Annotated in this window: 25 protein-coding genes and 3 pseudogenes; 7 read left to right on the top strand and 21 right to left on the bottom strand. The window is 65.0% G+C overall.

Features of this window, described 5'->3' with window-relative positions; genetic code table 11:
- Positions 1-4: 4 nt before the first annotated feature.
- Complete coding sequence (locus tag P1K32_RS16100) at positions 5-493, top strand: DUF456 domain-containing protein (protein ID WP_379690561.1); 489 nt, start codon at positions 5-7, stop codon at positions 491-493.
- Complete coding sequence (locus tag P1K32_RS16105; protein WP_276250699.1) at positions 490-666, top strand: DUF8014 family protein; 177 nt, start codon at positions 490-492, stop codon at positions 664-666. The genes P1K32_RS16100 and P1K32_RS16105 overlap by 4 nt, the downstream gene beginning before the upstream one ends.
- Positions 667-720: 54 nt before the next feature.
- Here P1K32_RS16105 and P1K32_RS16110 read toward each other — a convergent pair whose 3' ends face one another.
- From P1K32_RS16110 to P1K32_RS16130, 5 genes are all read right to left on the bottom strand, one after another.
- On the bottom strand, positions 721-1,464 hold the full coding sequence (locus P1K32_RS16110; RefSeq protein ID WP_276250700.1) for a GNAT family N-acetyltransferase: 744 nt from the start codon (positions 1,462-1,464) through the stop codon (positions 721-723).
- Between the two features lie 77 nt (positions 1,465-1,541).
- Positions 1,542-1,901 carry a DUF8055 family protein gene (locus P1K32_RS16115; protein ID WP_276250701.1) on the bottom strand — a complete coding sequence of 120 codons (360 nt, stop codon included), beginning with the start codon at positions 1,899-1,901 and terminating at the stop codon, positions 1,542-1,544.
- 6 nt (positions 1,902-1,907) lie between these two features.
- Positions 1,908-3,566 carry an FAD-dependent monooxygenase gene (locus P1K32_RS16120; RefSeq protein WP_276250702.1) on the bottom strand — a complete coding sequence of 553 codons (1,659 nt, stop codon included), beginning with the start codon at positions 3,564-3,566 and terminating at the stop codon, positions 1,908-1,910.
- A complete protein-coding gene (locus P1K32_RS16125) occupies positions 3,559-5,211 on the bottom strand; it encodes an electron transfer flavoprotein subunit alpha/FixB family protein (protein WP_276250703.1) in 1,653 nt (550 codons plus the stop codon). Before P1K32_RS16125 ends, P1K32_RS16120 begins: the two co-directional genes overlap by 8 nt.
- Positions 5,212-5,213: 2 nt before the next feature.
- Positions 5,214-6,068 (bottom strand): electron transfer flavoprotein subunit beta/FixA family protein, encoded by an 855-nt coding sequence (locus P1K32_RS16130; protein WP_276250704.1) that lies wholly within the window; start codon positions 6,066-6,068, stop codon positions 5,214-5,216.
- A 523-nt stretch (positions 6,069-6,591) separates the two neighbouring features.
- Between P1K32_RS16130 and P1K32_RS16135 the strand changes: the two genes are divergently transcribed.
- Positions 6,592-8,781, top strand: a complete 2,190-nt coding sequence (locus P1K32_RS16135) for an outer membrane protein assembly factor BamB family protein (RefSeq protein ID WP_276250705.1) — start codon at positions 6,592-6,594, stop codon at positions 8,779-8,781.
- Positions 8,778-9,677 (top strand): CARDB domain-containing protein, encoded by a 900-nt coding sequence (locus P1K32_RS16140; RefSeq protein ID WP_276250706.1) that lies wholly within the window; start codon positions 8,778-8,780, stop codon positions 9,675-9,677. The genes P1K32_RS16135 and P1K32_RS16140 overlap by 4 nt, the downstream gene beginning before the upstream one ends.
- On the opposite strand, the gene P1K32_RS16145 is transcribed toward P1K32_RS16140, so the two are convergent.
- A complete protein-coding gene (locus tag P1K32_RS16145) occupies positions 9,674-10,003 on the bottom strand; it encodes a 4Fe-4S dicluster domain-containing protein (RefSeq protein ID WP_276250707.1) in 330 nt (109 codons plus the stop codon). The genes P1K32_RS16140 and P1K32_RS16145 overlap by 4 nt on opposite strands.
- Before the next feature lie 192 nt (positions 10,004-10,195).
- On the opposite strand from P1K32_RS16145, the pseudogene P1K32_RS16150 reads away from it, so the two are divergent.
- Positions 10,196-11,066 (top strand): annotated as a pseudogene (locus P1K32_RS16150) (transcription initiation factor IIB).
- Positions 11,067-11,257: 191 nt separating this feature from the next.
- Here P1K32_RS16150 and P1K32_RS16155 read toward each other — a convergent pair.
- The 14 genes and pseudogenes from P1K32_RS16155 to P1K32_RS16220 all read right to left on the bottom strand — a co-directional run bounded on the left by P1K32_RS16155 (position 11,258) and on the right by P1K32_RS16220 (position 20,531).
- The gene (locus P1K32_RS16155; RefSeq protein ID WP_276250708.1) at positions 11,258-12,526 is read right to left on the bottom strand and encodes a DUF7125 family protein; all 1,269 of its coding nucleotides are present in this window, start codon (positions 12,524-12,526) and stop codon (positions 11,258-11,260) included.
- A 116-nt stretch (positions 12,527-12,642) separates the two neighbouring features.
- Positions 12,643-13,349: pseudogene (locus tag P1K32_RS16160) on the bottom strand (MinD/ParA family ATP-binding protein).
- A complete protein-coding gene (locus tag P1K32_RS16170; RefSeq protein ID WP_276250709.1) occupies positions 13,346-13,714 on the bottom strand; it encodes a DUF7857 domain-containing protein in 369 nt (122 codons plus the stop codon). The pseudogene P1K32_RS16160 and the gene P1K32_RS16170 overlap by 4 nt, the downstream one beginning before the upstream one ends.
- Before the next feature lie 63 nt (positions 13,715-13,777).
- Positions 13,778-14,149, bottom strand: a complete 372-nt coding sequence (locus P1K32_RS16175) for a TrkA C-terminal domain-containing protein (RefSeq protein WP_276250710.1) — start codon at positions 14,147-14,149, stop codon at positions 13,778-13,780.
- A 6-nt stretch (positions 14,150-14,155) separates the two neighbouring features.
- Positions 14,156-14,320: pseudogene (locus tag P1K32_RS17895) on the bottom strand (DUF8167 domain-containing protein); the annotation flags it as partial.
- Entirely contained in the window at positions 14,271-14,978 is a 708-nt protein-coding gene (locus P1K32_RS16180) for a DUF8167 domain-containing protein (RefSeq protein WP_276250711.1), read from the bottom strand. The gene P1K32_RS16180 and the pseudogene P1K32_RS17895, both read right to left, overlap by 50 nt.
- Complete coding sequence (locus tag P1K32_RS16185) at positions 14,975-16,168, bottom strand: DUF8167 domain-containing protein (RefSeq protein ID WP_276250712.1); 1,194 nt, start codon at positions 16,166-16,168, stop codon at positions 14,975-14,977. The genes P1K32_RS16180 and P1K32_RS16185 overlap by 4 nt, the downstream gene beginning before the upstream one ends.
- Before the next feature lie 163 nt (positions 16,169-16,331).
- Positions 16,332-16,796 (bottom strand): pyridoxamine 5'-phosphate oxidase family protein, encoded by a 465-nt coding sequence (locus tag P1K32_RS16190; protein ID WP_276250713.1) that lies wholly within the window; start codon positions 16,794-16,796, stop codon positions 16,332-16,334.
- A 65-nt stretch (positions 16,797-16,861) separates the two neighbouring features.
- Positions 16,862-17,653, bottom strand: a complete 792-nt coding sequence (locus tag P1K32_RS16195; protein ID WP_276250714.1) for a DUF5803 family protein — start codon at positions 17,651-17,653, stop codon at positions 16,862-16,864.
- Between the two features lie 3 nt (positions 17,654-17,656).
- Entirely contained in the window at positions 17,657-18,340 is a 684-nt protein-coding gene (locus P1K32_RS16200) for a DUF2110 family protein (protein WP_276250715.1), read from the bottom strand.
- Positions 18,340-18,864 carry a transcription factor gene (locus P1K32_RS16205; protein WP_276250716.1) on the bottom strand — a complete coding sequence of 175 codons (525 nt, stop codon included), beginning with the start codon at positions 18,862-18,864 and terminating at the stop codon, positions 18,340-18,342. Before P1K32_RS16205 ends, P1K32_RS16200 begins: the two co-directional genes overlap by 1 nt.
- Positions 18,865-19,098: 234 nt before the next feature.
- Positions 19,099-19,287 (bottom strand): hypothetical protein, encoded by a 189-nt coding sequence (locus P1K32_RS16210; protein WP_276250717.1) that lies wholly within the window; start codon positions 19,285-19,287, stop codon positions 19,099-19,101.
- 21 nt (positions 19,288-19,308) lie between these two features.
- The gene (locus tag P1K32_RS16215; protein ID WP_276250718.1) at positions 19,309-19,860 is read right to left on the bottom strand and encodes a tRNA (cytidine(56)-2'-O)-methyltransferase; all 552 of its coding nucleotides are present in this window, start codon (positions 19,858-19,860) and stop codon (positions 19,309-19,311) included.
- Positions 19,857-20,531, bottom strand: coding sequence for a DsbA family protein (locus P1K32_RS16220; RefSeq protein ID WP_276250719.1), 675 nt, complete (start codon positions 20,529-20,531; stop codon positions 19,857-19,859). Before P1K32_RS16220 ends, P1K32_RS16215 begins: the two co-directional genes overlap by 4 nt.
- Positions 20,532-20,663: 132 nt before the next feature.
- Between P1K32_RS16220 and P1K32_RS16225 the strand changes: the two genes are divergently transcribed.
- Positions 20,664-21,590, top strand: a complete 927-nt coding sequence (locus P1K32_RS16225) for an NAD-dependent epimerase/dehydratase family protein (RefSeq protein WP_276250720.1) — start codon at positions 20,664-20,666, stop codon at positions 21,588-21,590.
- Between the two features lie 62 nt (positions 21,591-21,652).
- Positions 21,653-21,970, top strand: a complete 318-nt coding sequence (locus tag P1K32_RS16230; protein WP_276250721.1) for a hypothetical protein — start codon at positions 21,653-21,655, stop codon at positions 21,968-21,970.
- On the opposite strand, the gene P1K32_RS16235 is transcribed toward P1K32_RS16230, so the two are convergent.
- On the bottom strand, positions 21,967-22,425 hold the full coding sequence (locus tag P1K32_RS16235; RefSeq protein ID WP_276250722.1) for a YbhB/YbcL family Raf kinase inhibitor-like protein: 459 nt from the start codon (positions 22,423-22,425) through the stop codon (positions 21,967-21,969). The genes P1K32_RS16230 and P1K32_RS16235 overlap by 4 nt on opposite strands.
- Positions 22,426-22,442 lie beyond the last annotated feature (17 nt).

Below are 22,442 nucleotides of genomic sequence, written 5' to 3' on the forward strand. Positions count from 1 at the left end.
CCTGATGTTTCTCACCATCGACACCGGGCTGGTGGTCCTCGCGTTCCTCTTGCTCGTGGCCGGGGTCGTCGGCAGTCTGGTCCCGCAGGTCCCGGGCGCCCTGCTCTCCCTCGTCGGCGTCTTCACCTACTGGTACGCGACCGGCGAGCCCGGGCTCGGGCTGCTGGTCGCGCTCGTCCTCGTCGGCGTCCTGACCTGGGTCGTGGACTGGTTTGGCGGGGCTATCGCGGCCCGCGCCGGCGGGGCCTCGAACACGACGGCACTGCTCGCGGGCGTGGTCGCGCTGGTGCTGTTCTTCCTGACCGGCCCGCTGGGCATCATTCTCGGCGTCGCCGCGACGGTCTTTGCCGTCGAGTTCTACCGGCAGCAGGACGCCCGGCAGGGACTGAAAGCCGCCCTCGTCACGACCGCCGGGATGCTGGCCTCGAGCGTCGCGCAGGCGCTGCTGACCGGCTCGATACTGCTCGCGATGTTGGGCGTCGCGCTGCTATGACGACCTGCGACGCAGACGGCTGTGAGCGAACCGCGGCGGTGCGACTCCGGATTCCGTGGACCGACGACCGGCTGGTCTGTCCGGCCCACGCACGCGGTCCCGCGACCGAGGACGGCGTGGTCCCGGAGCCGCTGTCGGGCCGCGAGGGCGAGTGGCCTCACAGTAGCCATTGAAATCCAATGCACACCCGATCGCACGACGGTAGTGCGATCGGTGTGTAAATCGTTTCAATTGTTACTGTGGAGCTCGCGGGCCAACATCACCTCGTCGGCGTACTCGTCGCCGAGTTTGTAGTGATCCGCCCGGACCGCTTCGGTCTCCCAGCCGTGGGCCTCCAGGAACTCGATTGCCGCTTCGTTCGTCGAGGGAACGGAGTTGTAGAGCTTCTCAGTGCCCCGCTGGGCCGCCCACTCCGTGCCACGCTCTAGCAACCGACTGCCGATGCCCTGGCCGCGGTACTGGGCGAGGACGCCCACCGTGAGTTCGGCCGTGTGGCTGAGCTTCGTCGTTTCGGGCCGTTCCAGATGGACCCAGCCCACCACGTCCCCGCCCACGGTGGCGACGAAGAAGATGCGCGACTCCACGTCGTTGTGGCGCATGATGACGCCCTCGCTGTCGACGATGTCCGCGACCGTCTCGGCGTCGACGTACTCCCCGCTCCCGATGGCCGCTCGAATCGCCCCGACCAGTCCGTCGAGGTCTTCCTGCCGGGCCTGCCGGATGGTGAACTCCGCTTGCGCCGTCTCGTAGGAGTGGGTCTCCGTGTCCTCGTAGGCGATACGCAGCTCGTCCGCCTCGCGTGTCACCATCCCCTTGCGCCTGAGAATGACGAGGTGGTGGCCGAAGGGATGCTGTTCCATGCCCAGCGCCCGGCGAACCTGCTCGGCATCGACAGTTCCGCGTGACTCGACGTACTCGTATATCTCCCGCCTGTCCGGGTGGTCGAACCGCAGTGGCTCGGTGAGTTCCATGCTCCACGGTACCACGCCCCAATACGTCAAAGGTTATCGCGGACACCGTGCGAGGTTGTTCCCAGGTGGCTCCCCCGCTATCGGTCCGGGACGCCGGTGAGTACCGCGGCCACGTCTCCGATATCGCGGGTGTCGACCAGCAGCTCCGCGGCGGTTCGGACCGGATACGTCCCATCGAGGTCGACGCCGTAGCAGGCGCCGTACAGCGAGAGCCATCGGTCAAGCGCCGTTTCGAGTCGCTCGAACTCTGCCTCGTCGAAGCGGTGCCAGGCGTCGCCAGTGCGGGCCTCACAGTAGAGGGCGACCGTCGGGCCGACGCCCCGCCGGAGGAGCTCCTCGGCGCGGGCCTCGTCGGGCGGGTCCGGGTCGAAGCCGTCGTCGGTCCGTTCCGCCCGGCGGTCCAGTTGTCGAACCCGGACCGAAATTGCCTTGCTCACGCCTGCTCACCCCTGGTCGAAGTCCACGCCCTTTCCGCCGGCGGGGTGTTCCCACTCGGTGTCGGCGACGACGGCGCAGGTGCCACACTCGACGCAGGGCTGGGTGTCGAGGCTGACGAGGTGTTCCTCGTGACCGTTGGTCCGGACCCGCTCGTCGCGGTAGCAGCCGCCGCCGAACTCCTTGGCGCTGACCGGGCAGGCGGTGACGGCCGTCCCCGAGGCCCCGAAGGAGTTGTCGACCAGCCGGATGTGTGGCTCGCCCACGTCGTAGGTCAACTCGCCGATGCGCTCGTCCAGTTCGGGCGGGTCGACGCGGCTCTCGGCATCGACGGCCTCACCCAGCTCCTCGCCGATGACGGTCGGGAGCATCACGTAGGGCAGTCCGGTATCGGGAACCATCGCGACGAGCCGGGGGGAGTTGTAGGCGCGTTCGAGGAGCCCGGGCGCCGCCCGCAGACCGAGCCGTCCCAGCGCGGAGTCGGCGACGGCGGTGGCGACCCTGTCCACGGCGTCTATCTCGCTGAGGCGACCGACCAGGTCGTAGCTACGGGGCCGCAGCTTCGCCATGACGCCCTCCTCGCGGAGTTTCCGCTCGTAGAACTCCCCTGCGCGGTGCGGGTCGCCCCGCGAGCGGGCGTCCGCGAACGCTTCGGCGGCGAGCGCCCCCGCCGAGACGGCGTGGTTCATCCCCTTGATGATGGGGCCCTGGGCCTGCATCTGGCCGGCCGCGTCACCCACCAGGACGAGTCGGTCATCGTGGGGCGATTCGTGGGCCACCTTCTTCGAGTCCGGCACGAGCTTGGCGCTGTACTCGCGCTCGCGGTACTCCTCGCCGAGCCACTGGGCCAGCAGGGGATGAGTGAGCAGTGCGTCCAGCAGTTCCTGCGGTTCTGCGCGCTCGTCGGCCAGCGAGTCGAGGTGGAAGACGGTCCCGATAGAGAGCGACTCCCGGTTGGTGTAGAGGAACCCCCCGCCCCGCACGCCGTCGAAGAGGTCGCCCGAGAACAGGTGGGCCTCGCCCTCGTCGGGGTCGATGTCGAAGCGGTCGTCGAGGACCGCGGGGTCCATGTCGACGACGGCTTTCACGCCCTGGAACCACTCCGCGGGGTCGTCCCAGTCCATCAGGCCGGCGTCCCGGGCCAGCTCCGAGTTGACGCCGTCGGCGGCGACGATAAGGTCCGCTTCGATGGGCGCTAACTCCTCGGTCCGGACGCCGACGATTTCGCCGTTCTCTCGCAGGAGCCCAGTGACGTGTATCTCGGTCAGCAGCCCGCCGCCGGTCTCGCGGGTGCGCTCGTGGACGCGCTCGGCCAGCCACGAGTCCATCGGCCGCCGGAGCACTGAGTCGGCCCAGGCGGTGTCGTGGTGGTGCAACTCGCCGATGTCGAACGTCTTCACCCGGTCGCCGGCGACGTTATGGATGTAGTTGTCAGTGACCGGCCGCTCGGTGGCCTGCTCGCGGAAGCCGGGGAAGAGGCTCTCGATGGTGTAGGGCGCGCTCTCCTCGGCGTAGATAACACCGCCCGAGACGTTCTTCGAACCGGCGTCGACACCGCGCTCCAGCACGAGCGTCTCGACGCCGTTTCGGGCCAGCGCGGCGGCCGCGGCGGCGCCGCCGGGCCCACAGCCGACGACGACGGCCTCGTATCGCTCGTGCTCAGTCATCGCTGGCCTCCATGACCGGGGCCAGTCGCCCCGCTTCGACGGCCTCGGTGAGTCTGGGCAACACCTCGAAGAGGTCGCCCTCGATTACGTAGTCCGAGAAGTCCCGGATGTCCGCGTCGGGGTCGGTGTTGACCGCGATGATGGTGTCTGCCTCGTCACAGCCCACTTTGTGCTGGATGGCCCCCGAGATACCGGCGGCAATGTAGATATCGGGCTCGACGACCTGGCCGGACTCGCCTATCTGGCGCTCCTCGGTGACGTAGTCCTCGACGTGGCTCTCGAAGGCGTACGAGGAGGTGATGACGCCACGGGAGAGCCCGAGGTCGGCGTCGTCGAAGGCGTCCACGAGGTCCAGCGCGAGTTCGACACCCCGCGTCGGGTCGTCCGCGATGCCCCGGCCGACAGCGACGACGACGTCGTTGCCCGCGAGGTCGACGCCACCCGTCAGCCGCTCGACGTCGGTCACGTCGACGGTGAACCAGCCGTCGTCCAGTGCCATCTCGTACTCGACGACCTCGGCTTCGCGGTCGGGGTCGGGGTCTGGAACCGGGAAACTCCCCGGGATGACGCTCGCGCCCTGCGGGTGGAAGTCCCGGTCCGGTTTGTCGATACACAGAATCGTCGAGTACTCGAATCCGGAGAAGTCCGGTCGCTTCATATGTAGTACCCGGTCGAACTCCTTCTTCTCGCCCGCCTGACCGACTTTCGCCGGGTTGGATATCACTTCGCTCTCGATGTACAGCCCGGAGCAGTCCGACGCCAGCCCGGAGTCCAGCGCCCCCTGAACCAGCGCCGAGAGGTCCCGGCCGTTGTTGGTCGCCGGGAACAGCGTGTACCGGGGTTCGTGGTAGTCCTTCCAGCCGACGGTCTCGTGGCCCTCGCTGGCCAGCTCCCCGCCGGCACGCATCATATCGACCACGATTTCGGTGTATGGCGTGTGTCGGAACCGCTCCAATCGACTGTCTTCGTGATAGACCACTAGGTCCGCGCCGCAGGCGATTACCTCGTCGACGTAGTCGCTCGCGTCGGCGCCGACGAGGACCGCCACGACCCGCTCAGAGCTGTTGTATCTCTCGTTGTAGTCGTCCATCAGCTCGCGGGCCTTCCCCAGCATCTCGCTGGAGACCTCGGCGAGGGCGCCGGCCTGCGTCTCACAGTACACCCACATATCGCGGTAGTCGCCGCCGATGGTCCCCTCGACCCACTGCTTCTCGTTGGTCGGGTGGTCGAGTTCGGGATACTTCTCCTCGGGCGGGACGGTATCGACGGGTTCCTCGTGTGCTTCGCTGCCTTCGAGGGAGTCGATACGGCCCTCAATTTGGGTGATTGCACTGGCGCGGTCTGGGCCCGACAGCTCCCGTTCGAGGATATCGCGCAACACGTCCGCGTCGTCTATGCTCCTGACCATGTTGGCGACGTCCGCGACCGAGCGTTCGGCGAGGTCGACGGTCTCGGGATCCAGGTCCTCGTCATCGTCCCCGGATACCTTCTCGATTCGGTCCTCGATGAGCGTCTCGACCGGCGGCCGACCGTCGCCCTCCCGTTCGAGTTCGAGCATCGCCCGGAGTTCGTCGGGGTCCTCGATTTCCTTCAGCTTCGGTCCCAGGTCGGCTATCTCGTACTCGCGTGGGTCCAGTTCGGGCATCGTCAGTCACCCGCCGCGTACGGCGTGAGTTCGGAAAGGACCGGTTCGAGCTCGCTCGGCCGCGAGCCGTCGACCACCGTGGCGTCGCGCTCGGCGGGCGCCTTCGGGATAGGGTCCACCCCGGCGACGATGGTGGGCGAGCCGTCCAGCCCGATGTAGTCCGGGTCGAGGTTCAGGTCCTCGTGGTCCCACACCGTCAGGTGGTCTTCCAGGTTCCGGGCCCGCTGCTGTGTCGCATCCCGGAGGTCCTTGTGAGCCAGCCGATGGCTGGCCGTTCGATAGGTCGGCTCGAACTCCGGGTCGGCGACGACGAAACACGGGAGCGGCGCCTCGACGGTCTCCACTTCGCTCGCGTCGCCGTCGACGAGTCGCTCCGCCCGGAGCCGACCGGCCGCTGCATCGACGTCGAGCGAGGTGACGTGGGTCACCAGCGGCCAGCCCAGACAGTAGGCGGTCTGGGGCCCGGTGTGGCCCGTCTCCCCGTCGGCGGTCTTGAACCCCGCGACGACGAGGTCAGGTGAGTCAGCGAGCCGCTGGAGGCCCGTGGCGACGGTCATCGCCGTCGCCCAGGTGTCCGCCGCGCCCATCTCCCGGTCCGAGAGGAGATAGCAATCGTCGGCGTAGACGTCTTCCATCCCCTCCCGCAGCACGTCCTCGTACCCCGGCGGTCCCATGCTCATGAGCGAGACTGTCCCGCCCGTTCGCACCTTCGCCTGCAGCGCCGCCCGCAAGGCGGGCCTGTCGTTCGGGTTCATCACCGTCGGCGTCTTGCCGCGTTCGAGGTGGCCGTCCTCGTCGAAGGAGACCTGCTCCTCGCGGAAGTCGGGGACCCCTTTGGTCAGCACTACTGTGTTCATTGGTATCACAACCCTCGGTAATGGGTATTACCGGGAGATGGCAATAAGCCTACATTCGAATTACGTACCGAGAAGTAATGCGGACAATCGTGGTAGCCGAGCGGTTAAAATCTCCACTGAGTGCAGTGGACTGACTGTGTGCTCTATCCCTGGCTCCTCAAAAACTGGTGGTAGAGCTTTGTTCTTTAAATCCGATTAAACAAAGGTTTATTTAATCACGAAATGGGTTCTATCTGTGATGAGCAGGCTATCGTATCTCTCCCGACGAGAAGTGCTCGCTTTGATGGGGGCGAGTACACTGACGCCGCTCGGTCGAGCTCAAAGTACAGGGACGGACAGCGATCGGTCGATAGGGTGGCCACAGCACCGAGGTGGGTCGAGACGATTACAGACCGTCGGAGGGACTTCGGCACCGATACGGGATCTCGAAACAGGCTGGTCGTATCCCCTCACCGAGGAGGAGAACGTACCGCACAATCGGGTTTCCGGATCTCTCGATTCGTCGACCCTGACGGCGCCAGCGGTGACGGACGAGGAAGTGTACGTCCAGCGACCCGACGGCATCGCCGTGTATGACCTCCTGACTGCGTCCGAGAAGTGGTACAAGACCGACCTCGGGACAGTCGAACACACGCCCACTGTCGGCGACGACCACGTGTATGTCTATGGGGACGAGTTGTACGCCCTCTCGCGAGACGACGGGAGCATCGTCTGGTCGAAAACAGTCACCGAGGTGGCCGAATACGATGAGAACTCCCGCGGAGCTGAACCGAAATTCGGGAGTTATCCGACGGTCTACGGTGATCGGGTTTACGTAACGGTAGAGTATATCGTTGGAAACCCAGGTGGAGAGGTAATCGCCCTCGATACTGACGGGACGGTCCAATGGCGAGAGGACAGCCTATACAACCCCTACAGTATAGCAGTAAGCGACGACACGGTGGCGGTCCATTGGTGGATGAGCAAAGGGACTTTGAGCGAAGTCGGGACTGACACTGGGGACGCCTTCGAGCGTTCGTGGGCAGAGCTCATAATGGACCTCGGTCACACGATTAGCCTTTTTCAGGGGTCAGTCTTCCTTTCGAGCGACGATAAATGGTCCGCAGTGTCGAAGTCTGACGGGACTGTACTCGCCAACAACCACGACGAGTCTACCTGGGGTTACACAGGAAACATCCACAGTGACATATCTTCGCCTGTTTTTCTGAACGACAACATGTATCTACTGTTTTATGGTGATGATAAGGACGACTTTTATCTCGAAGCGTGGGACCTGTCGGCTCGTGAGGGCGGCCAGCTGGCGTTTAGCGCCGACCTTCCCCTGCCGGCGGAAAACGGGGTCACTGAGGCGCGGTTGAGCGCGGCGAACGGCGTTATCTACGCGCAGTTCCTGACCGACGACATCTCCACCTACGATAACGAAAACGGGTGGGTGTTTACGCTCGACCCGACCGACGGGACGGTCCAGGAGAAGTGGGAAAGCAGGGAGTTCATGAGTCGAGCCATCCCAGCCAGCCCGGGTCGACTCACGTTCCTCGAGAGTCACGGGACCGTCGGCGAGGACACCTCTCCTGTGCGACTCACGGTGCTCTCGGGGACACAGTCCTCGACCGACGACCCCCTCTCCGAGGAGGTGGTACAGGAACACTACTGCGATGCCGTTCGAACGCTACGAACCTTCGAGCGCGACACCGACGTGAGTTCGTCGACCGTGGCCGACCTGAGCGAGGCCCTGAAGAGCTATCGGGACGACCCCGGGATACCGAACACGGAGCGGCGGGAGCTACTGGATCGGTCGAAGTGGGCGATGGAATCGTATCTCCACGGCCGTTCGCTCATCGGGGACCCGCCGCTGGACGGCGACATTACCGCGCCGGAGGGGTGCTCCGGTGGCGCTATCGAACTGCCACACTCGGAGTTCAACGTTCTGAAGACGACGCTGGAACTGCTGGTGGCGATCGTGTTACAGACCAAGCTGATCGAAAAGATTACCGATAACATCTCGGCCGGCCTCGGGAAACGCATCGACGACCGACTCAACGATGTCGTAACCAGATCTCATGATGCTATAAAAGAGGTGTCGGAACCGCTCGCCGAGGAGTTATCTGGCGGGCTGGTCAGCTACACGCAAATCTTATACGAGGCTCTGGTCGATATCGCCAACGGCGAAGACATCGACGACCAGGGAGAGGTCGAGAACACGCTGCAAGGGGACGCAGCGGACAAGTTCGATTCGATCGTGGCCCAGTTCGCCGGGGACCTGATGGAGACGGCCGCGTTCACCGAAATCATGAACAACGCCGACGAGAAACTGGAGGAAATCCGGACGTCACTGTCGCCCGAAACTGTCGGTGGTTTGGATGGGGGGTACACCGGGGCCGGGCTCGGCTACCAACACGCCCGCGACGAGATGGTCGAGATAGCCACTACGGTCCACGAGCAGCTCGAGGTTATCAAAGAGACGCTTACTGATCTGGACTTCTTCGGTTCGATACTGGCGATTCTGGACTTCCTCAACGACGACGAGGACATTCAAATCGAAGACATCGCTGGACTGATCGAGCCGATTTATTCGGCCCATTTCGCGTACGCACAGCGCGTACTGGCGCGTTCAGGCTTCGAACTCGGTGTTGCCGGTGTGCTTGACATCGCAGAGTACAGTCAGAGCGGTCTGGATAGTGCTATAGCCGGAACCCCACTGCCAAACCAATGAGTGAAATCACCACACTGCTGGACGAGTTCGTATCTGCTGTCGAAGACGACGACGTCGAGGCGGCGTCGACCGCCGTCTCGGATATCACCTCGACGTACGAGGACAGCGCGCTGAGTGAGCGAGCCGCAGCGGCTCGGCATCGGACCAAGCGACAGACGGAGCCAGTCGCGAAACGGACCCGAACTGAGTGGATCGAACAGGACGTCCGGGACCGACGAGACAAGCTACAGGCGTTCCAGGACCCACACGCCGGTATCAGCGTCGCCCGGTCGGCCTTCCTCGGACAGGCGGAGATATACACGGAGACGGACGGTGCCGTCGGGCGGGAAAGCGCGAAGACGATAGCCGAGGACCTCCGCGAGCTCGAATCGGAGGCACAGACGGCCCGGGAAGAGGCCGATTCGGCGGCTACCGACGTCGCCGTTCCACCCACCGTTCGTGTCATGACTCCCGAGACGGGAGAGCTGTCAGTCGGCGAAACCACGGTAGCGGTGCCGGTGACGAACGCGGGCGATCAGAGCGCCTCGCCTTCGCTCACGGCGAGTGTCGAAAGTTCGGGGTTGTCCGTCTCGGCCCCAGAGGCAGTCGGACCGCTGTCGACCGAGGAGACGACGACGATTTCGCTGTCAGCTACTGCAGAGTCCGCCGGAAGCTACACTGCTCGCTTCGAGTTCGATTACGAAGACGACCGTGTCACCACTGACGCTATCGTACTGACCGTCGTGGGCGAAGCGAGTGGCGAGAGAGCCCAGCAAACGGAACGGGCGACGGGAACGCAAGCGACCGAAAACGGCGGTTCAGATGACCTCCCGACTACGGAGGTACTCGTCGGAACCGGCGTCGCGACGGCCGCCGGTCTCGCGGCGTATCTCAAAAAATCCGGGGACGAGGACTAGAGCCGACCCGCTCGACCGGGGTCGACGTCGATGGCGTCGACGGGACAGACGTCCACACACAGCATACAATCGATACACTGGTTCTCGTGAGCCGGGTCGGCCTTTATCTCGCTCTCGGGGTGGTCGGGGGTGTCCACCCACTCGAAGACGTCGACGGGACAGTCCTCCAGACAGGCGCCGTCGGCGATACAGATGTCGAAATCAACGGCGACGTGTGTGCCGTGAATACCGAGCGTCTCCGGTTCCTCGACGGGACCCCAGACGTCGTGACCCTCGTGCTGTTCGACGATGTCACGACTGGTTTCGAACTCCGGGTCGATAGCCATACCGTTCGTTCGACCTGGCACGTACTTAACTCTTCGATAGGACCCATCCGGGGGCGTTCGGATCGGCCGACCAGAGTTTTAGTTACAACTATTTATCACATGATATATTTTAATACCAGTTACAAATTTTTAAGACCGGAACTTTTTAATCTACCTGAGATTACTATTATATCGTTCGAGTGGGTGTGAAAAATGGGGCAAGTAAACCTGACAAGTTGTACTGAGTGTGGTGGGGACATCCAATCCAGTAAGAACGAGCAAATCTGTACCGAGTGTGGGCTCGTCTGCAGCGAGGACAATATAGACCGTGGGCCGGAATGGCGGTCGACGGGGAGGAGTCGGAGAAACGCCGAACTGGCGCCCCCTGACGCGGTCCCGACACGACCGCGGCCTCTCGACAGAGATCGGGTTCGGGACCGGCACTGAGGTGTCGGGCTCACGGCAACGCCAGCTCGTCAGGATGCGCCGACAGCACAATCAGGCGCGCCTCTCATCGAAGAGCGAGCGAAACAAGATGTACGCCTACACCGAGATTCGTCGACTCGTCTCGTCGCTCTCCCTGCCGGATTCGGTGCGGGACCAGTCCTGTGCGCTCTTTGACTCCGCACAGAACGAGGAGCTGCTCTGTGGTCGCTCGCTGGAAGGGTTCGCCGCGGCCGCCGTCTACGCGACCTGCCGGTCCTTGTCTATCTCCCGGACGATGGAGGAGATAACCGAGGTCTCACGAGCCAAACGGACGGAGCTGAAAGCCGCCTACGACGCGCTCAACCGGGATCTGGGCCTGCCCGTCGGCCCCATCAAACCGACGGAGTATCTCCCGCGGTACGCCTCCGAGCTGGACCTAGAAAGCGGCGTGGAGAGCCTGGCCCGCGAATACGCGGTCATCCTCTCAGAGAACGGTAAAGTCGGCGGTAAAAACCCAAGCGGCGTAGCCGCCGCCTGCCTGTACAAAGCGGCCTTCGAAGAGAACGTCGACCTCACCCAGAGCGCTGCCGCCGACCTCGCGAACGTCTCCCGGATGACGATTCGCTCGACGGTGAAAGACCTGAAACCTCTCGTTTGAAGCGGCCGACGCGCCGAGTATACCAGCGCTATCGTCTGTCCCGCCCAGCCTTCGGACGGATAGCGGTAGTCCTTCCGTCTCGGAGCCGAAACGAGGGACCGACAGCCCGTCTCGTACTGCCGACTGTAACAAACTGACGTAATTCGTCACCCTGCGGTGTGAATATCTTCACGAACACACAGCCGGCAGTATCAGTCGCCGATGATTTGCTGTGTCGAGAGGTCGAGCACTATCGATTCCGACGGCGCTCGCTCACGGCGGGACTTTGGAATCATGAGCCGGTGGTCGACGGCGTCGGTCTCCGTGGAGACTTCGAGGTCGAACACCACGTCCGCGAAGTACTCTGTCGTGCCACGGTTGTTGGTCTTCTCCGGCCGGTCCAGACAGTGAAGCATCGCAATGCCGTCCGTCTCCTGCATCACCTCGGTTACGGTGTTGAGGAACTCGTTGTACCGCTGGGGCTGTTGCTGTTCGAGCAACCACATCGAGTCGATGATGAGGTTCGCTCCCTCTGGCAGCTGTTCGACGAGTTGCGTCGCCTCCGCCAGCGGATCCCCCGCGTCGAGCGCCCTGATAGTCGGCTTCCCCGCCGACGCGATAGTGGAGTCGATGGCGTGCTGGACGACGGACTCAGAGCGCTCCGTCGTGAGATACAGCGTCCCACGCGTGGTCGTCAGCTCGTAGAGCAGGAACTCAGAATGCCCGTCCGGGTCGGCGGTCAGCGCGACGACGGTTCCCGGAAGCAGCCCGCCGTCGAGTGAGCTGTCGATGGCCTCGACGCCGGTCGGCAGCCGCTCGACGGTCTGGTCGCCGGTGTCCCAGGCCTCGTCGCCATCCGTGGTCTTGATTCGCCCGACGAGGTCGTCGTAGGCATGTTGTACGTCAGACGATTGCAGCGGCCGGCTCCGGTCCGGAACCATCCCGAGTACCGGGACGTCCAGGGACGCCTCGACTTCGTCCGGAACCGCCTCACAGCGGTTCAACAGAACACCCACGACCGGTACGTCCAGACGACGGGCGATGTCGATGGTCGTCTTGGCGGCACTCACACTCCGGTTCGTGCCGTCCGTGACGACGAGAATCTCGTCGGCAACCGACAGGGGCTCGACCACGTCGGGTCCGGCGCCCGACGGGCAGTCGACGACCAGCTGCGGTTTTGCGTGTTTGAGCGTCTCCAGTGTCGACTGGAGATCGACGCTCTGGGACGACCGCGGCGCCGGAAGCACCATCGCGTCCTCCGCACGGACGCTCGTCTGTGCGACGTCGGTCGGCGAATCGTGATTCTCGACGGCGGCGATCGTCGGTTCCGGCTCCAGTCCGGCGGTCACGTGCAGGTCGGGCAGCTGACGGTCGGCGTCCACTGCCAGCGTCGGTGTCCCGCCTCGTGCGAACGCTTCGGTGATGCCAAGCGCAGCGGTGGTCTTTCCACAACCCCCCTTCGCACCGGCGATAGCAATCATACTGAGAGTCGCCGCCTCTTCCTTTTGAACCTACACACTGTATCCGGAGGTCATCCACCGGTCGCTGGCCGTTCGGACAGACAACTGTGGTCCGGAGAAATGACAGCGCCTGGGTCTCAGCGTCCGGTGTTGCCAATCGAGTTTCGCGCGCCACCGCCACGCTGTTCGCACTCCTGTATCGTGCGTGCCAGCTCAGTGTATCGTTCAAGCGCCTCGGCGTCCGGGTCAGCCTGACGTACTGGCATGCCGGTCTCCTGTGCCGCCGCCACGGCCTCGCTCTCCGGGATTCCGGTCGTCGGAACGCCGAATTCGTCTTCCAGTCGGTCAGGCATCTCGCTTTCGGGTCCGGCCTTGTTGAGCGCGATGGCCGCCACCGGCGTATCGAGGTCCAGTGAGAGTTCGCGGGTCTGGAGCGCGTTCAGCAACGCCGGCTTCTTCGGCGTCGTGACCAGCAGGACAACGTCGGCGCTTGCCACTGGGACGCCGACGTCACGCGCCAACCCGGCCGGCGTGTCCACGACGACGTGTTTGTATTTCCGGTCGAGGAGGTCGAGCGTGCGGGGCAACTCGTCGAGTTCGGCGGCCCGAGCCCCTCGAGTGTCCGCCCACAGGAGAGGACCCGGACCGAGCCGAGCCACTCGACCGCGTCCATCGGTGCGGCGCGACCGGCCAGAACGTCGTGGATATCCGGCCCTCGACCCCGCGGGAGGTCCGAGGTCGCAAGGTCCGCGTCGACCGCGACGCCGTCCAGTTCGCGGGCCAGGTTGAGCGTGGTCGTAGACTTGCCGACGCCGCCTTTCCCGCCGGTGACTGTGATTATCATTGCTCTTCGACCATGATGTCGGACGGAGGTGACCACTCGTCCAGTTCCGCCAGCACTGCCTCCTCACGTGTGGCTGTGCCGGCATCTTCCTGTCTGGTCACCGAGACAAGTTTCGTCATCGAATCGGTCGGTTCGACCGGCGTCGCAAAGCCCATACCGCGGGTCTGTCCGGGCAGTATCGTCGTCTCCCACGTCTCTTCCCCCCATTCGGGCGACCGGCCGCTTCCGGACCGAGGCTCCCACATCGGCCCGTCCACGTTGGCACGCATCCTGACCGTCTGTGGCGTCGACCGCGTGTTCGTGACCTGTGCGGTCACGAAGGTCACGCCGGCCCGCCGGTCGGTAGACGTTTCGACTCTAACCATACGGTATCTCGCTTCGCCTTCCGATAAAAAGGTCAACACGCCCGTGACGGTGGCCGCCGTCGGTCAGTCGTCGCCGACGGCCTCTACTTGCTCTGCCGACTCGTCGACCATCCGGCGGGCACGTTCCCTGTCCGCTTCGTACTGGTCGAGCCGGGCGATATCGGCGGGCGTCCCGATGACGTACGCGACGTCGCCCGCCTGCAGCGTCTCACGCTCGGCCGGGAACGGGATGGCGGTCCCCGCGCGGTCGATGACTGGGACACTGACGGGCAACCAGCCCGCGAACTCGCCTTCGAGCGGGCCGCCGGCCTCGACTATCACTCGCGTCATCGTCTCCTCTACGTCCCGGATGACGGGGATGAACTCCGCCAGGTCGCTGGACGTGTCCGGGTGTGTCACCAGGCGATACTCCTCACTCTGGTCGAGCTTGGCCACGTCGCCCTCGTCGACGAGCAGCGTCGTCGTCTCGCCGTCCGTCGAACGGAACTCGCCTTTGGTGACGAACTGCTCGGTCTCGCCAGTCGTCCAGACCTCGACCGGATCGCCGACACCGGCCTCAGGGAGCGGCGTCGCGCGGACGGCGACACCGGCCGTGTTCGGCGGCAGCGAGGCGCAGCCCGGAGGGTTTCACACCGACGCTGACCCGTTCGACGGTCCCGTCCTCGGCGAGGGAGACATCGACGTAATCGAGGTCAAAATCCTGTTGAATGCGGGTCTCGAACCGCGTTTCGAGGTCCTCGACATCGAGCCGCCGCGGGAAGCGGAACCGACGGCCCGCGAGTTCGGCCTTCAGGTCGTCGTCGGCCGACAGGTAGCCGTCCGCGTCCGCTATCTGGGTCGGTGCCCGGAGTTCGACAACGAGCCGAGCAGACTGGAGCAGGTCGACAGCGTCCGTCTGTGCATCGAGATGCGTGATGTCGAAGACGTCACAGCCGATACGGTCACCGATTCGGCGACCGAACTCGGCGGCGCCGGCGCTGACGACGAACGTCCCGAGCAGGAAGGCACCGGTCCCGTAGTGGGCCAGCCCGGTGTCACCGACGAGGGTCCCCGTCAGCGCGCTGTCGACGGCGAGCCAGACGGCGATAAACGAGACGCCCAGCAACATCCCGGCACCGGCGGGGAGCTGTCTGGTGGTGTACTGCCGGAAGACGAACGACAGCGCTGACGCGGTGACCAGGGCGAGCAGCCCGAATCCGAGGATACTCAGTATCGCCGTCTGTGTCCAGCTGGTGACTATCTGGAGCACGACGAGCCCGGTCATTGACCCACCCCCACGGTCTCCTCGCCGGAGACGATTCTGTCGAGGACCGGTCCATCGCCGAGGACGAACGCGGCGTCGCCGTTCAGGTGGCCCGGCGAGAACGTCCAGTTGCTGTCGGCAGCGCCGCCGTCGTCCGCCGCACGGAGCGCGAGCACCTCGATCGGTTCGTCGGTGGCCTGGAGTTGCTTCCGGGTCCGGTCGTCCAGCAGTACCTTCCGGATAGAGTGGCCAGCCCGCACCAGCAGCGAGAACGCGCGGAACTCCTCGCGGGCACCGGCCGGTTTCACCGAGAGTGTCAGCTCCTCGGACTCGAGCAGCGTGCTCGCGTCGATAGTCGGGACGGCCACGGTCGCCAGCCCCCGACCGCCAGTCGACGGCGTCTGCGCCGTGGCACCGTCCCACTGGTCGTCGGCCACCTCGTCGGTCGTGCCCAGGACGACGCCGTCGACCGTCTCCTCACCGGCCGTGACGGTCACCTCGTCGCCGACCGACAGTCCGGTCGGCAGCAGCGTCTCGACTGACACCGCTCGCCAGCCGTCCGGGATGCTCCCCGCGAGGTTCCTAGACGGCGGTGCGGCGGCGATGGTCGCGGTCCCCCTGGCGTCGACGGACACGTCGACCGCCGGCAGGTCGTACGTGCTCCGGAGCCGGTCCTCCAGCCGGGCCTCCATCTCGACGATGGGGATGTCGGCCGGTAACTGCCAGCTCTGGTCTGCCAGTTCCGCGCGAAGGTCCGCCTGCAGCGGGGAGTACCCGTCGACGTCGCGAACGTCGCCGACGGCCGAGATAGTTACGTGACCCTTGCCGTCGACGGCCTCAAGCGCTGCCGGCGCCAGCGGCCGCTCCCGACTCGTCGGCTGGGAACGGTCGCGTGGCAGGCGCTCGGCCAGCTTCGACGCCTGGCTGTTGGCGTACATCGAGACCAGTCCGATGACGAGCGCGGCGGTCAGCAGTCGCGGGAGCACGGCCACGGGCTCCGCCGCGACCGTCGGCAGGTTGATAAGTCCCGTGACGATACCGCCGGCAAAGCCGAGTGGAAGCGCACAGACGACGACCAGTGGCGGGGCGAGTTCCGTGCCCTCTACGTACTGGAACGCGAACGCGATCGCTCCGACGCCGACCACTGGCACGAGGCTCATCAGGAGTCCGTGCGAGATGCCAAGCAGGACCTCGACCGGGAGCGGTGCCACTGTCACCGCCCCCCTGTGCGTGGTCGCTGCCAGGGGGCGCTTACAGGTGACGAGATAGTAACCGGTTGCATGCCGACCTTGGACTCCCCATCGGATTTAAACATTGGCGGCAGGGCGGGGAACACCACACTACCACCGAGTCTCTCGGGCCAGCCGCGACCGCTCAGTTCTCGTCTTCTTTCACTTCCAGCCCCCGAATCTCGTCGACCTCCAGTCGCCACGCGGTTATCTCCTCGATACCCTCCGCACGCTCGAAGTCCGTCGAGAACCAGGCGTTGTCGTCCAGCGTCTCGACGGCGTGGTCCCACTCGCCGCTGTCCCGGGAGAGCGCCCGCGCGGTCCCGGTGACGGCGATGGACTGCCAGTCGAATCGCCCGCCGATATCTGTCACGAGCAGGCGGGCCCGCTGGCCGTCGTCGACAAAGTCGAACTTGGTGTTCTCCGGGCTGTCTCTGATGAGCGCGAGGAAGACGTCGTCGCCGTCGTACCCGAAGGAGACGGGGATGCTGTACGGTTCGTCGCCCTCGGCCAGCGAGAGGACGCCCCAGCCGCTGTCGGTCAGCAGTCGGTCGATGTCGCGGCTGTCCATCGGCGTGCCCATCCACTGGCCGTATGTCTCAGTCGGCATAGCAATGACTACTACCTGAAGTGACATAATTCATCGCCGACCAGCGAAGCCGAAACCGAGCGGAGTCAGCGCATACCCGGCGGCGGCCCGTCGTCGCCGAAGTCCTCGTCGTCGTACTCCTCTTCCAGGTCGATGCCGGCTTCCTGTCGGCGGCGGCGTACCTCCTGGAGCTGACGCCAGTAGTACACCGTGCCGACGCTCCCGACGACGATGGCGACGAGCGCGAGGCCACCGAAGACGTAGAGGTCACGCTCGAGGTAGAAGCGGACCCGTATCGCGCGGGACTCGACCGGCTCCGACCAGGTGACGGTCATCCGGTCGGTCGTCGCGTTGGTGTCAGTCTCGTAGTTCCCCGGCGTGACCTGCGACAGCAGCGGGATACCGACCCGTCGACCCGGCGGGAGCGTCACCGCGTAGGTGTACCCCTCGGTGTACACCGGCGTGGTAAACGATTTGCCCTGACGCGGCGCGGTGTAGGCGACCTGGCCGCTGCTGTCGTTCGGGAGTTCGATGACGGTCGAGCGCCCCGTCTGTCGGGCCGTCAGCGAGGAGTTCGCGGGGCTGATGACCGTTCCGTTATCGAAGCGAAAGCGCAACGCACTGACGGGGACGCTCTCCTCGCGCCCGAGGTCGTCCCGGTTGTGGATGGTGTACGATGAGTTGTTCGGGATGTCATAGACCGCCTGGTAGGAGGTGCGGTTTAGGGTTATCGAGGCGTTGGTCTCCGTCTCCCAGTCGTAGGTGGCGTTCTCGTTCAGTTTCCCCTCGTCTACCTCTTCGGGGCCGAAGAGACCGGTACAGCCGGCCAGAGCGACCAGCGCGAGCACGGACAGGAGGGCGAGGTGGCGACGTTGCATGACTCAGGGGACGACAGCGAGTAGTTCCGACGGCATGAATCGACCGATGTCGGAAAGCAGCCCCGGTGCGTCGGTGTCCGGGTTACAGATGATACTCATCTCCAGCAGACCGAGCCGCTCGACGGTGACGATGTCCTGGGCGTGACCCGACTTGTTGACAGTCGCGCGGACCTCAGAGCGGGTGGCGCTGTTGGTGTTGACGCGGCCGTTGCCGTGGTCGCCGCCGCGTTTCCAGTCGTACAGTCGGTCGACCTCCTCGTCGGCCAGTCGGGGTTCGGAACCGGCGACAAAGCGGAGCGGGAGGTGCTGGACCAGCCCGAACCGCTTGCGAATCTGGTGTGGCGTCCCCTGCCCGAGTTCGAGGTTCTCGGCGGGAATCTGCACGTCACCGGCGGGCCCGGCGTCCAGCACGAAGCCGTCGTCGTCCCACGAATCGAGGGTGCCGACGTACGTCTCACCGGCCTCGTGGGTGGGGACGACCTCGCCGAACTCCTCGCGCAAAACGTTTCGCGCGACGACTTCGTCGGGGCCTGTCACCGTGACCACTGGGAAGTCGTCCTCGCGGTGGCCGATATCGAACTCGACGTCGAGGTCGCCAAAGCGGTCGGTCACCAGCCCGCGCAGACCGTCGAGTGCACGCTCCCGGGCGTCGCCCGTCACGTACACTTTAGAACCTAGGACGACCATCAGGCCTCGGCGTCCACGTTCAGTTCCGACCGCAGCTCGTCGATGCGGCTCTCCATCGCCGTCACGAGGCGGGTGTTCTCCATCGCTTCGACCTGGTTGCCACACTCGGGACACTCGAAGCCGAACTCCATCGCTTCGCCGAACTCGAAGCGGATACCACAGTGCTCACAGAGGTAGAACTCGTTGTTGCGCTCGTACTCCCGGCGCTCTTCGAGCCCCTCCAGCAGCCGGTACATCTCCTCTTCCAGTTGCTCGGGAATCTCCTCGTACTGGAACGTCCAGAGGTAGGTGAGCCAGCCGGAGTCCTCGTCGCGAAGCCGCCGGTAGGCCGCCAGGTCGTTCTCGTAGAGAATAAAGAGCGCGCGGCGCACGTCGTTCAGTTCGAGGCCCAGCTCCTCGGCCAGCTCCTCGTCGGTCACTTCGCCGTCCGGCGGCGCGGCGGCGACCGGCATCCCTTTCGGTCCGACCAGCTCGTGGAGGTACTTCTGTATGACGGGGTCCTCCAGCAGATCCTCAAAAGCCATTACCTGGTCTTCGGGGGGTCACGTGGTTAAAACCATCGGAGCGCTCGTTAACACTCGCGCTCCGTGATTCGCAAACGCTGCGCGTTTGCTCACCTCCGCTCCGTTCGCTTCGGCCCACGGAGGGTGATTCGCGAACAAACCGCGTTCGCTCATCATCGGGTCACGCCCTTGCGGGCGCCCCGTGGCTCGCAAACGCTGCGCGTTCGCTCACCATCGGAGTGCTCGTTGACACTCCTACTCCGCCCAGGGCCCGACACCGGCGAACCGACCCAGCAGCCAGCCGATGGCGAAGGGCGCGACGATGGCGAGACAGGCGAGTCCGACCCAGCGGGCTGGCGGGGGCTGGCTGGCCAGATAGACGAGATAGACCGTGCCAAGGATTGGTACGAGCCGCGACGACGAGAGGAAATCGAGCAGTGACATCTACCGGCTCACCGGACTCGCTCAGACATCCTCGACGTCCTCCGGGTCGACGACCTTCTTGCCGGTCTCCATGGGGACGACGACCTGGTCGGGGTCGTCCCACTCGCGGTCGAGTTCCGCGCCCTCGAAAAGCCGGTCCAGAAAGACCGCCAGCGAGGCGATCTCCGAGTGTGGCTGGTTCGTGACGCCGACGTTGTAGTCGGCCCGCTCGTACACTTCGAAGGGGACCTTCTCGGCACCGACGACGACCAGCAGCGGCTCTGTCTCGTGGTCGGTCCGGATGTCGCCCTCGACGTCCTGGATCGACTCGCCGTACATCGTCAGGTGGACCACGGTGCCCGAAAAGTCGCGGATGCGGCGCTTTGGCTCGTCGGTGGTCGCCACGTCGAACGGGCCGCCAAAGCGGTCGGTGATATCGACGACGGTGTCGGCCCGGCTGCTGGCGGCGCCGGCCAGGACGACCCTGTCGGCACCCAGCGCCCGCGCGGTCAGTCCGACGTGTGTCGTGATACGTTCGTCTCTCCCCGGGCGGTGACCGAGGCGTAGGACCGTCACGTCGGGGCTGTCTCTCATCCCGACCTCGCGGCTTCGATGGCGTCTCTGACTGGTTCGTAGGCGATCTCTTGCCACTCGACCTGGCTACCGTCGACGAACACCGTCGGCGTCCCGGAGACGCCGCGGTCCTCCCCGGCCTGCTTGTCGGCGCGGACAGTCGGGTCGTATTCCCTCTCGGTCGCGGCCTGTCGGACGAGGTCGCCGTCGACGCCGACCTCGTCGGCCAACGAAGCGTACCGCTCGGAGCCGAGATTTGACTGGTCGCGAAAGAGTGCCTCGCTGTACTCGTAGAACGCCTGCGTGCCGGCCTCGGCCTGGACCGCGCGGGCGGCGCTGGCGGCCTGCCACGAGACCGTCTGGTCGACCGGAATGGGGAAATCGCGGAACTCGTAGCGGACGGTCCCCGATTCGAGGTACTCACTCGCCAGTTTCGGGAACACCTCGACCGAGTAGGTCGCACAGTGCGGGCAGGCGTAGTCCGAGTAGGCAGCGACGGTCACGTCGGCATCGGGGTCACCGGCAACTGGCGTCGGGAGCGGCTGCTCGTCCGACGGGGTGGCCGTCTCGGCGATAGAGTCGTACTCAGTGGACTCTGTCGTCTCCCCGCCCCCGCTCGAAGAACAGCCTGCGCTTGCGGCCGCGACCGCGACACCACTGGCGATGAACGCGCGTCGACTCAACCGTGTCATAATTTAGCGTTACCGGTGACCCTATATAACGGCGTTGTCAGCGACCCACCGCTGAAGCGGTGGGCTTCCGCGCTGTTACCGCTGTGATTACGGTATCGCAACGATTTTTGAGGTCGGTACTGCAGTCACCCTATGCATATAGAGGACAAGCGAATCGTCGTCACCGGGGGCGCCGGCTTCATCGGTTCGCACCTGGTCGACCGGCTGGTAGCAGACAACGACCTGCTGGTCGTCGACGACGGGTCCAACGGCGAGCGCGAGTGGGTACACGACGACGCCGAGTTTCTCGGCGGGGACCTCACCGACGAGGCGGTCGTGGCCGACGCCATCACAGCAGAGACCGACCTGGTGGTCCATCTGGCCGCGTCGAAACTCGTGGATACGGACATGCCACGCCGACAGTTCACAGACAACAGCGAGATAACGTACAACGTCCTCGAACGGATGGACGAGGTCGGCGTCGAGAAGCTCGTCTTCACCTCCTCTTCGACGGTGTACGGCGAGGCTCCCCGCCCGACGCCCGAGGACTACGCGCCGCTTGAACCTATCAGCGTCTACGGCGCGACCAAGCTCGCCGAGGAGTCGCTCATCTCGACGTACGCCCACAGCCACGACCTCCAGTCGTGGGTGTTCCGCTTTGCCAACATCGTCGGCCCGCGGCTTCGCGGGGCGGTGATTCCGGACTTCGTGGAGAAGCTCCGTGAGGACCCAGAGTCGCTGACGATTCTGGGCGACGGCCGCCAGGAGAAATCGTACATGCACGTTTCGGAGTGTCTCGACGCGATGGTCTACGCCGTCGAACACGCCGACGCCGACCACAACGTGTTCAACCTCGGGACGCGGACCACGACCTCCGTCGACCGCATCGCCGACATCGTCGCCGACGAGATGGGGCTCGACCCGGCGTACGAACACACCGGCGGCGACCGCGGCTGGACCGGCGACGTCCCGCGGATGCGCCTCTCCATCGAGAAGCTGGCCGGGCTGGGCTGGGAACCCGACCAGTCCAGCGACGACGCGGTCCGCCAGTCGGCCCGCGAGCTCATCGAGGAACTCTGAACGGGCAACTCCACTGACCACCGACCGGTGGCTATTATACGGGCGGTACCACAGGGAGTGACATGGATATACGTTCACGACTCTCCGCTATCGAGACCGAACGGGCGCTCTTTGCCGTCAGTGCCATCGTCACCGGCGTGCTGACGGTGCTCGTCTTTCGCAGTGGGTACGAGGACCAGGGGCCCTCTTTGCCGCCTTCTCCATCTATCTCGGCGGCGCGCGCAACTCCCCTTGTCAGAGACAACGTGACACAGTACAAGCGAACCGGCGCGATAGCCCTGGGCGGGGTCGGTATCGTCGCTATCATTATGGGCATCAGCTCCGGGCTCCCCTACCTCTTCATCATCGGCGCTATCGCCGCGATGTTCAACCTGTTCTAGTCGGCCGGATAAGTCCCGGTCAGCTCCGCTTTCCCGACCATGTGGCCGCTTGCCGCGTCGTAGAGGTCGTCTTTCGTCGCGTCCGGCCCCAGGTCCAGGTCCGTGTCCAGCGCGTACAGCAGGAACCGGTAGGTGTGTTCCCGGTCCGGCGGGTTCGGCCCGCCCCAGCCCGTCTCGCCGTAGTCGTTCTGTCCCTCGATTGCGCCCTCGGGGGTCGTCCCCGCCGGAATCGACTCCGTCTCCGGGGGTATCGACCAGCACAGCCAGTGGTTCCACACTCTACCGGCCGGCTCCTTCGCGTCTGGGTCGTCGACGACGAGCAGCAGTGACTCGGCCGCCGACGGCACGTCGTGTATCTCCAGTGGCGGGTTGGTGTTGTCCTCGGTGTAGCCGTACTCGGTGGGGATTCGCTCGCCGTTGTCGAACGCCGGACTCGTCAGGTCGAGGTCGGCCATGGTAGCACTTCGCAGGC

The sequence above is a fragment of the Haloarcula rara genome, from assembly GCF_029338235.1.
Classification (GTDB): Archaea; Halobacteriota; Halobacteria; order Halobacteriales; family Haloarculaceae; genus Haloarcula; species Haloarcula rara.

Coding starts and splice junctions, on each gene's coding strand:
- P1K32_RS16120 (WP_276250702.1), bottom strand. CDS start 3,566: ATGACTGAGCACGAGCGATACGAGGCCGTCGTCGTCGGCTGTGGGCCC.
- P1K32_RS16220 (WP_276250719.1), bottom strand. CDS start 20,531: ATGACACGGTTGAGTCGACGCGCGTTCATCGCCAGTGGTGTCGCGGTC.
- P1K32_RS16235 (WP_276250722.1), bottom strand. CDS start 22,425: ATGGCCGACCTCGACCTGACGAGTCCGGCGTTCGACAACGGCGAGCGA.
- P1K32_RS16215 (WP_276250718.1), bottom strand. CDS start 19,860: ATGAGAGACAGCCCCGACGTGACGGTCCTACGCCTCGGTCACCGCCCG.
- P1K32_RS16210 (WP_276250717.1), bottom strand. CDS start 19,287: ATGTCACTGCTCGATTTCCTCTCGTCGTCGCGGCTCGTACCAATCCTT.
- P1K32_RS16155 (WP_276250708.1), bottom strand. CDS start 12,526: ATGATTGCTATCGCCGGTGCGAAGGGGGGTTGTGGAAAGACCACCGCT.
- P1K32_RS16190 (WP_276250713.1), bottom strand. CDS start 16,796: ATGCCGACTGAGACATACGGCCAGTGGATGGGCACGCCGATGGACAGC.
- P1K32_RS16105 (WP_276250699.1), top strand. CDS start 490: ATGACGACCTGCGACGCAGACGGCTGTGAGCGAACCGCGGCGGTGCGA.
- P1K32_RS16195 (WP_276250714.1), bottom strand. CDS start 17,653: ATGCAACGTCGCCACCTCGCCCTCCTGTCCGTGCTCGCGCTGGTCGCT.
- P1K32_RS16180 (WP_276250711.1), bottom strand. CDS start 14,978: ATGACCGGGCTCGTCGTGCTCCAGATAGTCACCAGCTGGACACAGACG.
- P1K32_RS16230 (WP_276250721.1), top strand. CDS start 21,653: ATGGATATACGTTCACGACTCTCCGCTATCGAGACCGAACGGGCGCTC.
- P1K32_RS16110 (WP_276250700.1), bottom strand. CDS start 1,464: ATGGAACTCACCGAGCCACTGCGGTTCGACCACCCGGACAGGCGGGAG.
- P1K32_RS16100 (WP_379690561.1), top strand. CDS start 5: ATGTTTCTCACCATCGACACCGGGCTGGTGGTCCTCGCGTTCCTCTTG.
- P1K32_RS16170 (WP_276250709.1), bottom strand. CDS start 13,714: ATGGTTAGAGTCGAAACGTCTACCGACCGGCGGGCCGGCGTGACCTTC.
- P1K32_RS16225 (WP_276250720.1), top strand. CDS start 20,664: ATGCATATAGAGGACAAGCGAATCGTCGTCACCGGGGGCGCCGGCTTC.
- P1K32_RS16130 (WP_276250704.1), bottom strand. CDS start 6,068: ATGAACACAGTAGTGCTGACCAAAGGGGTCCCCGACTTCCGCGAGGAG.
- P1K32_RS16145 (WP_276250707.1), bottom strand. CDS start 10,003: ATGGCTATCGACCCGGAGTTCGAAACCAGTCGTGACATCGTCGAACAG.
- P1K32_RS16205 (WP_276250716.1), bottom strand. CDS start 18,864: ATGGCTTTTGAGGATCTGCTGGAGGACCCCGTCATACAGAAGTACCTC.
- P1K32_RS16200 (WP_276250715.1), bottom strand. CDS start 18,340: ATGGTCGTCCTAGGTTCTAAAGTGTACGTGACGGGCGACGCCCGGGAG.
- P1K32_RS16140 (WP_276250706.1), top strand. CDS start 8,778: ATGAGTGAAATCACCACACTGCTGGACGAGTTCGTATCTGCTGTCGAA.
- P1K32_RS16125 (WP_276250703.1), bottom strand. CDS start 5,211: ATGCCCGAACTGGACCCACGCGAGTACGAGATAGCCGACCTGGGACCG.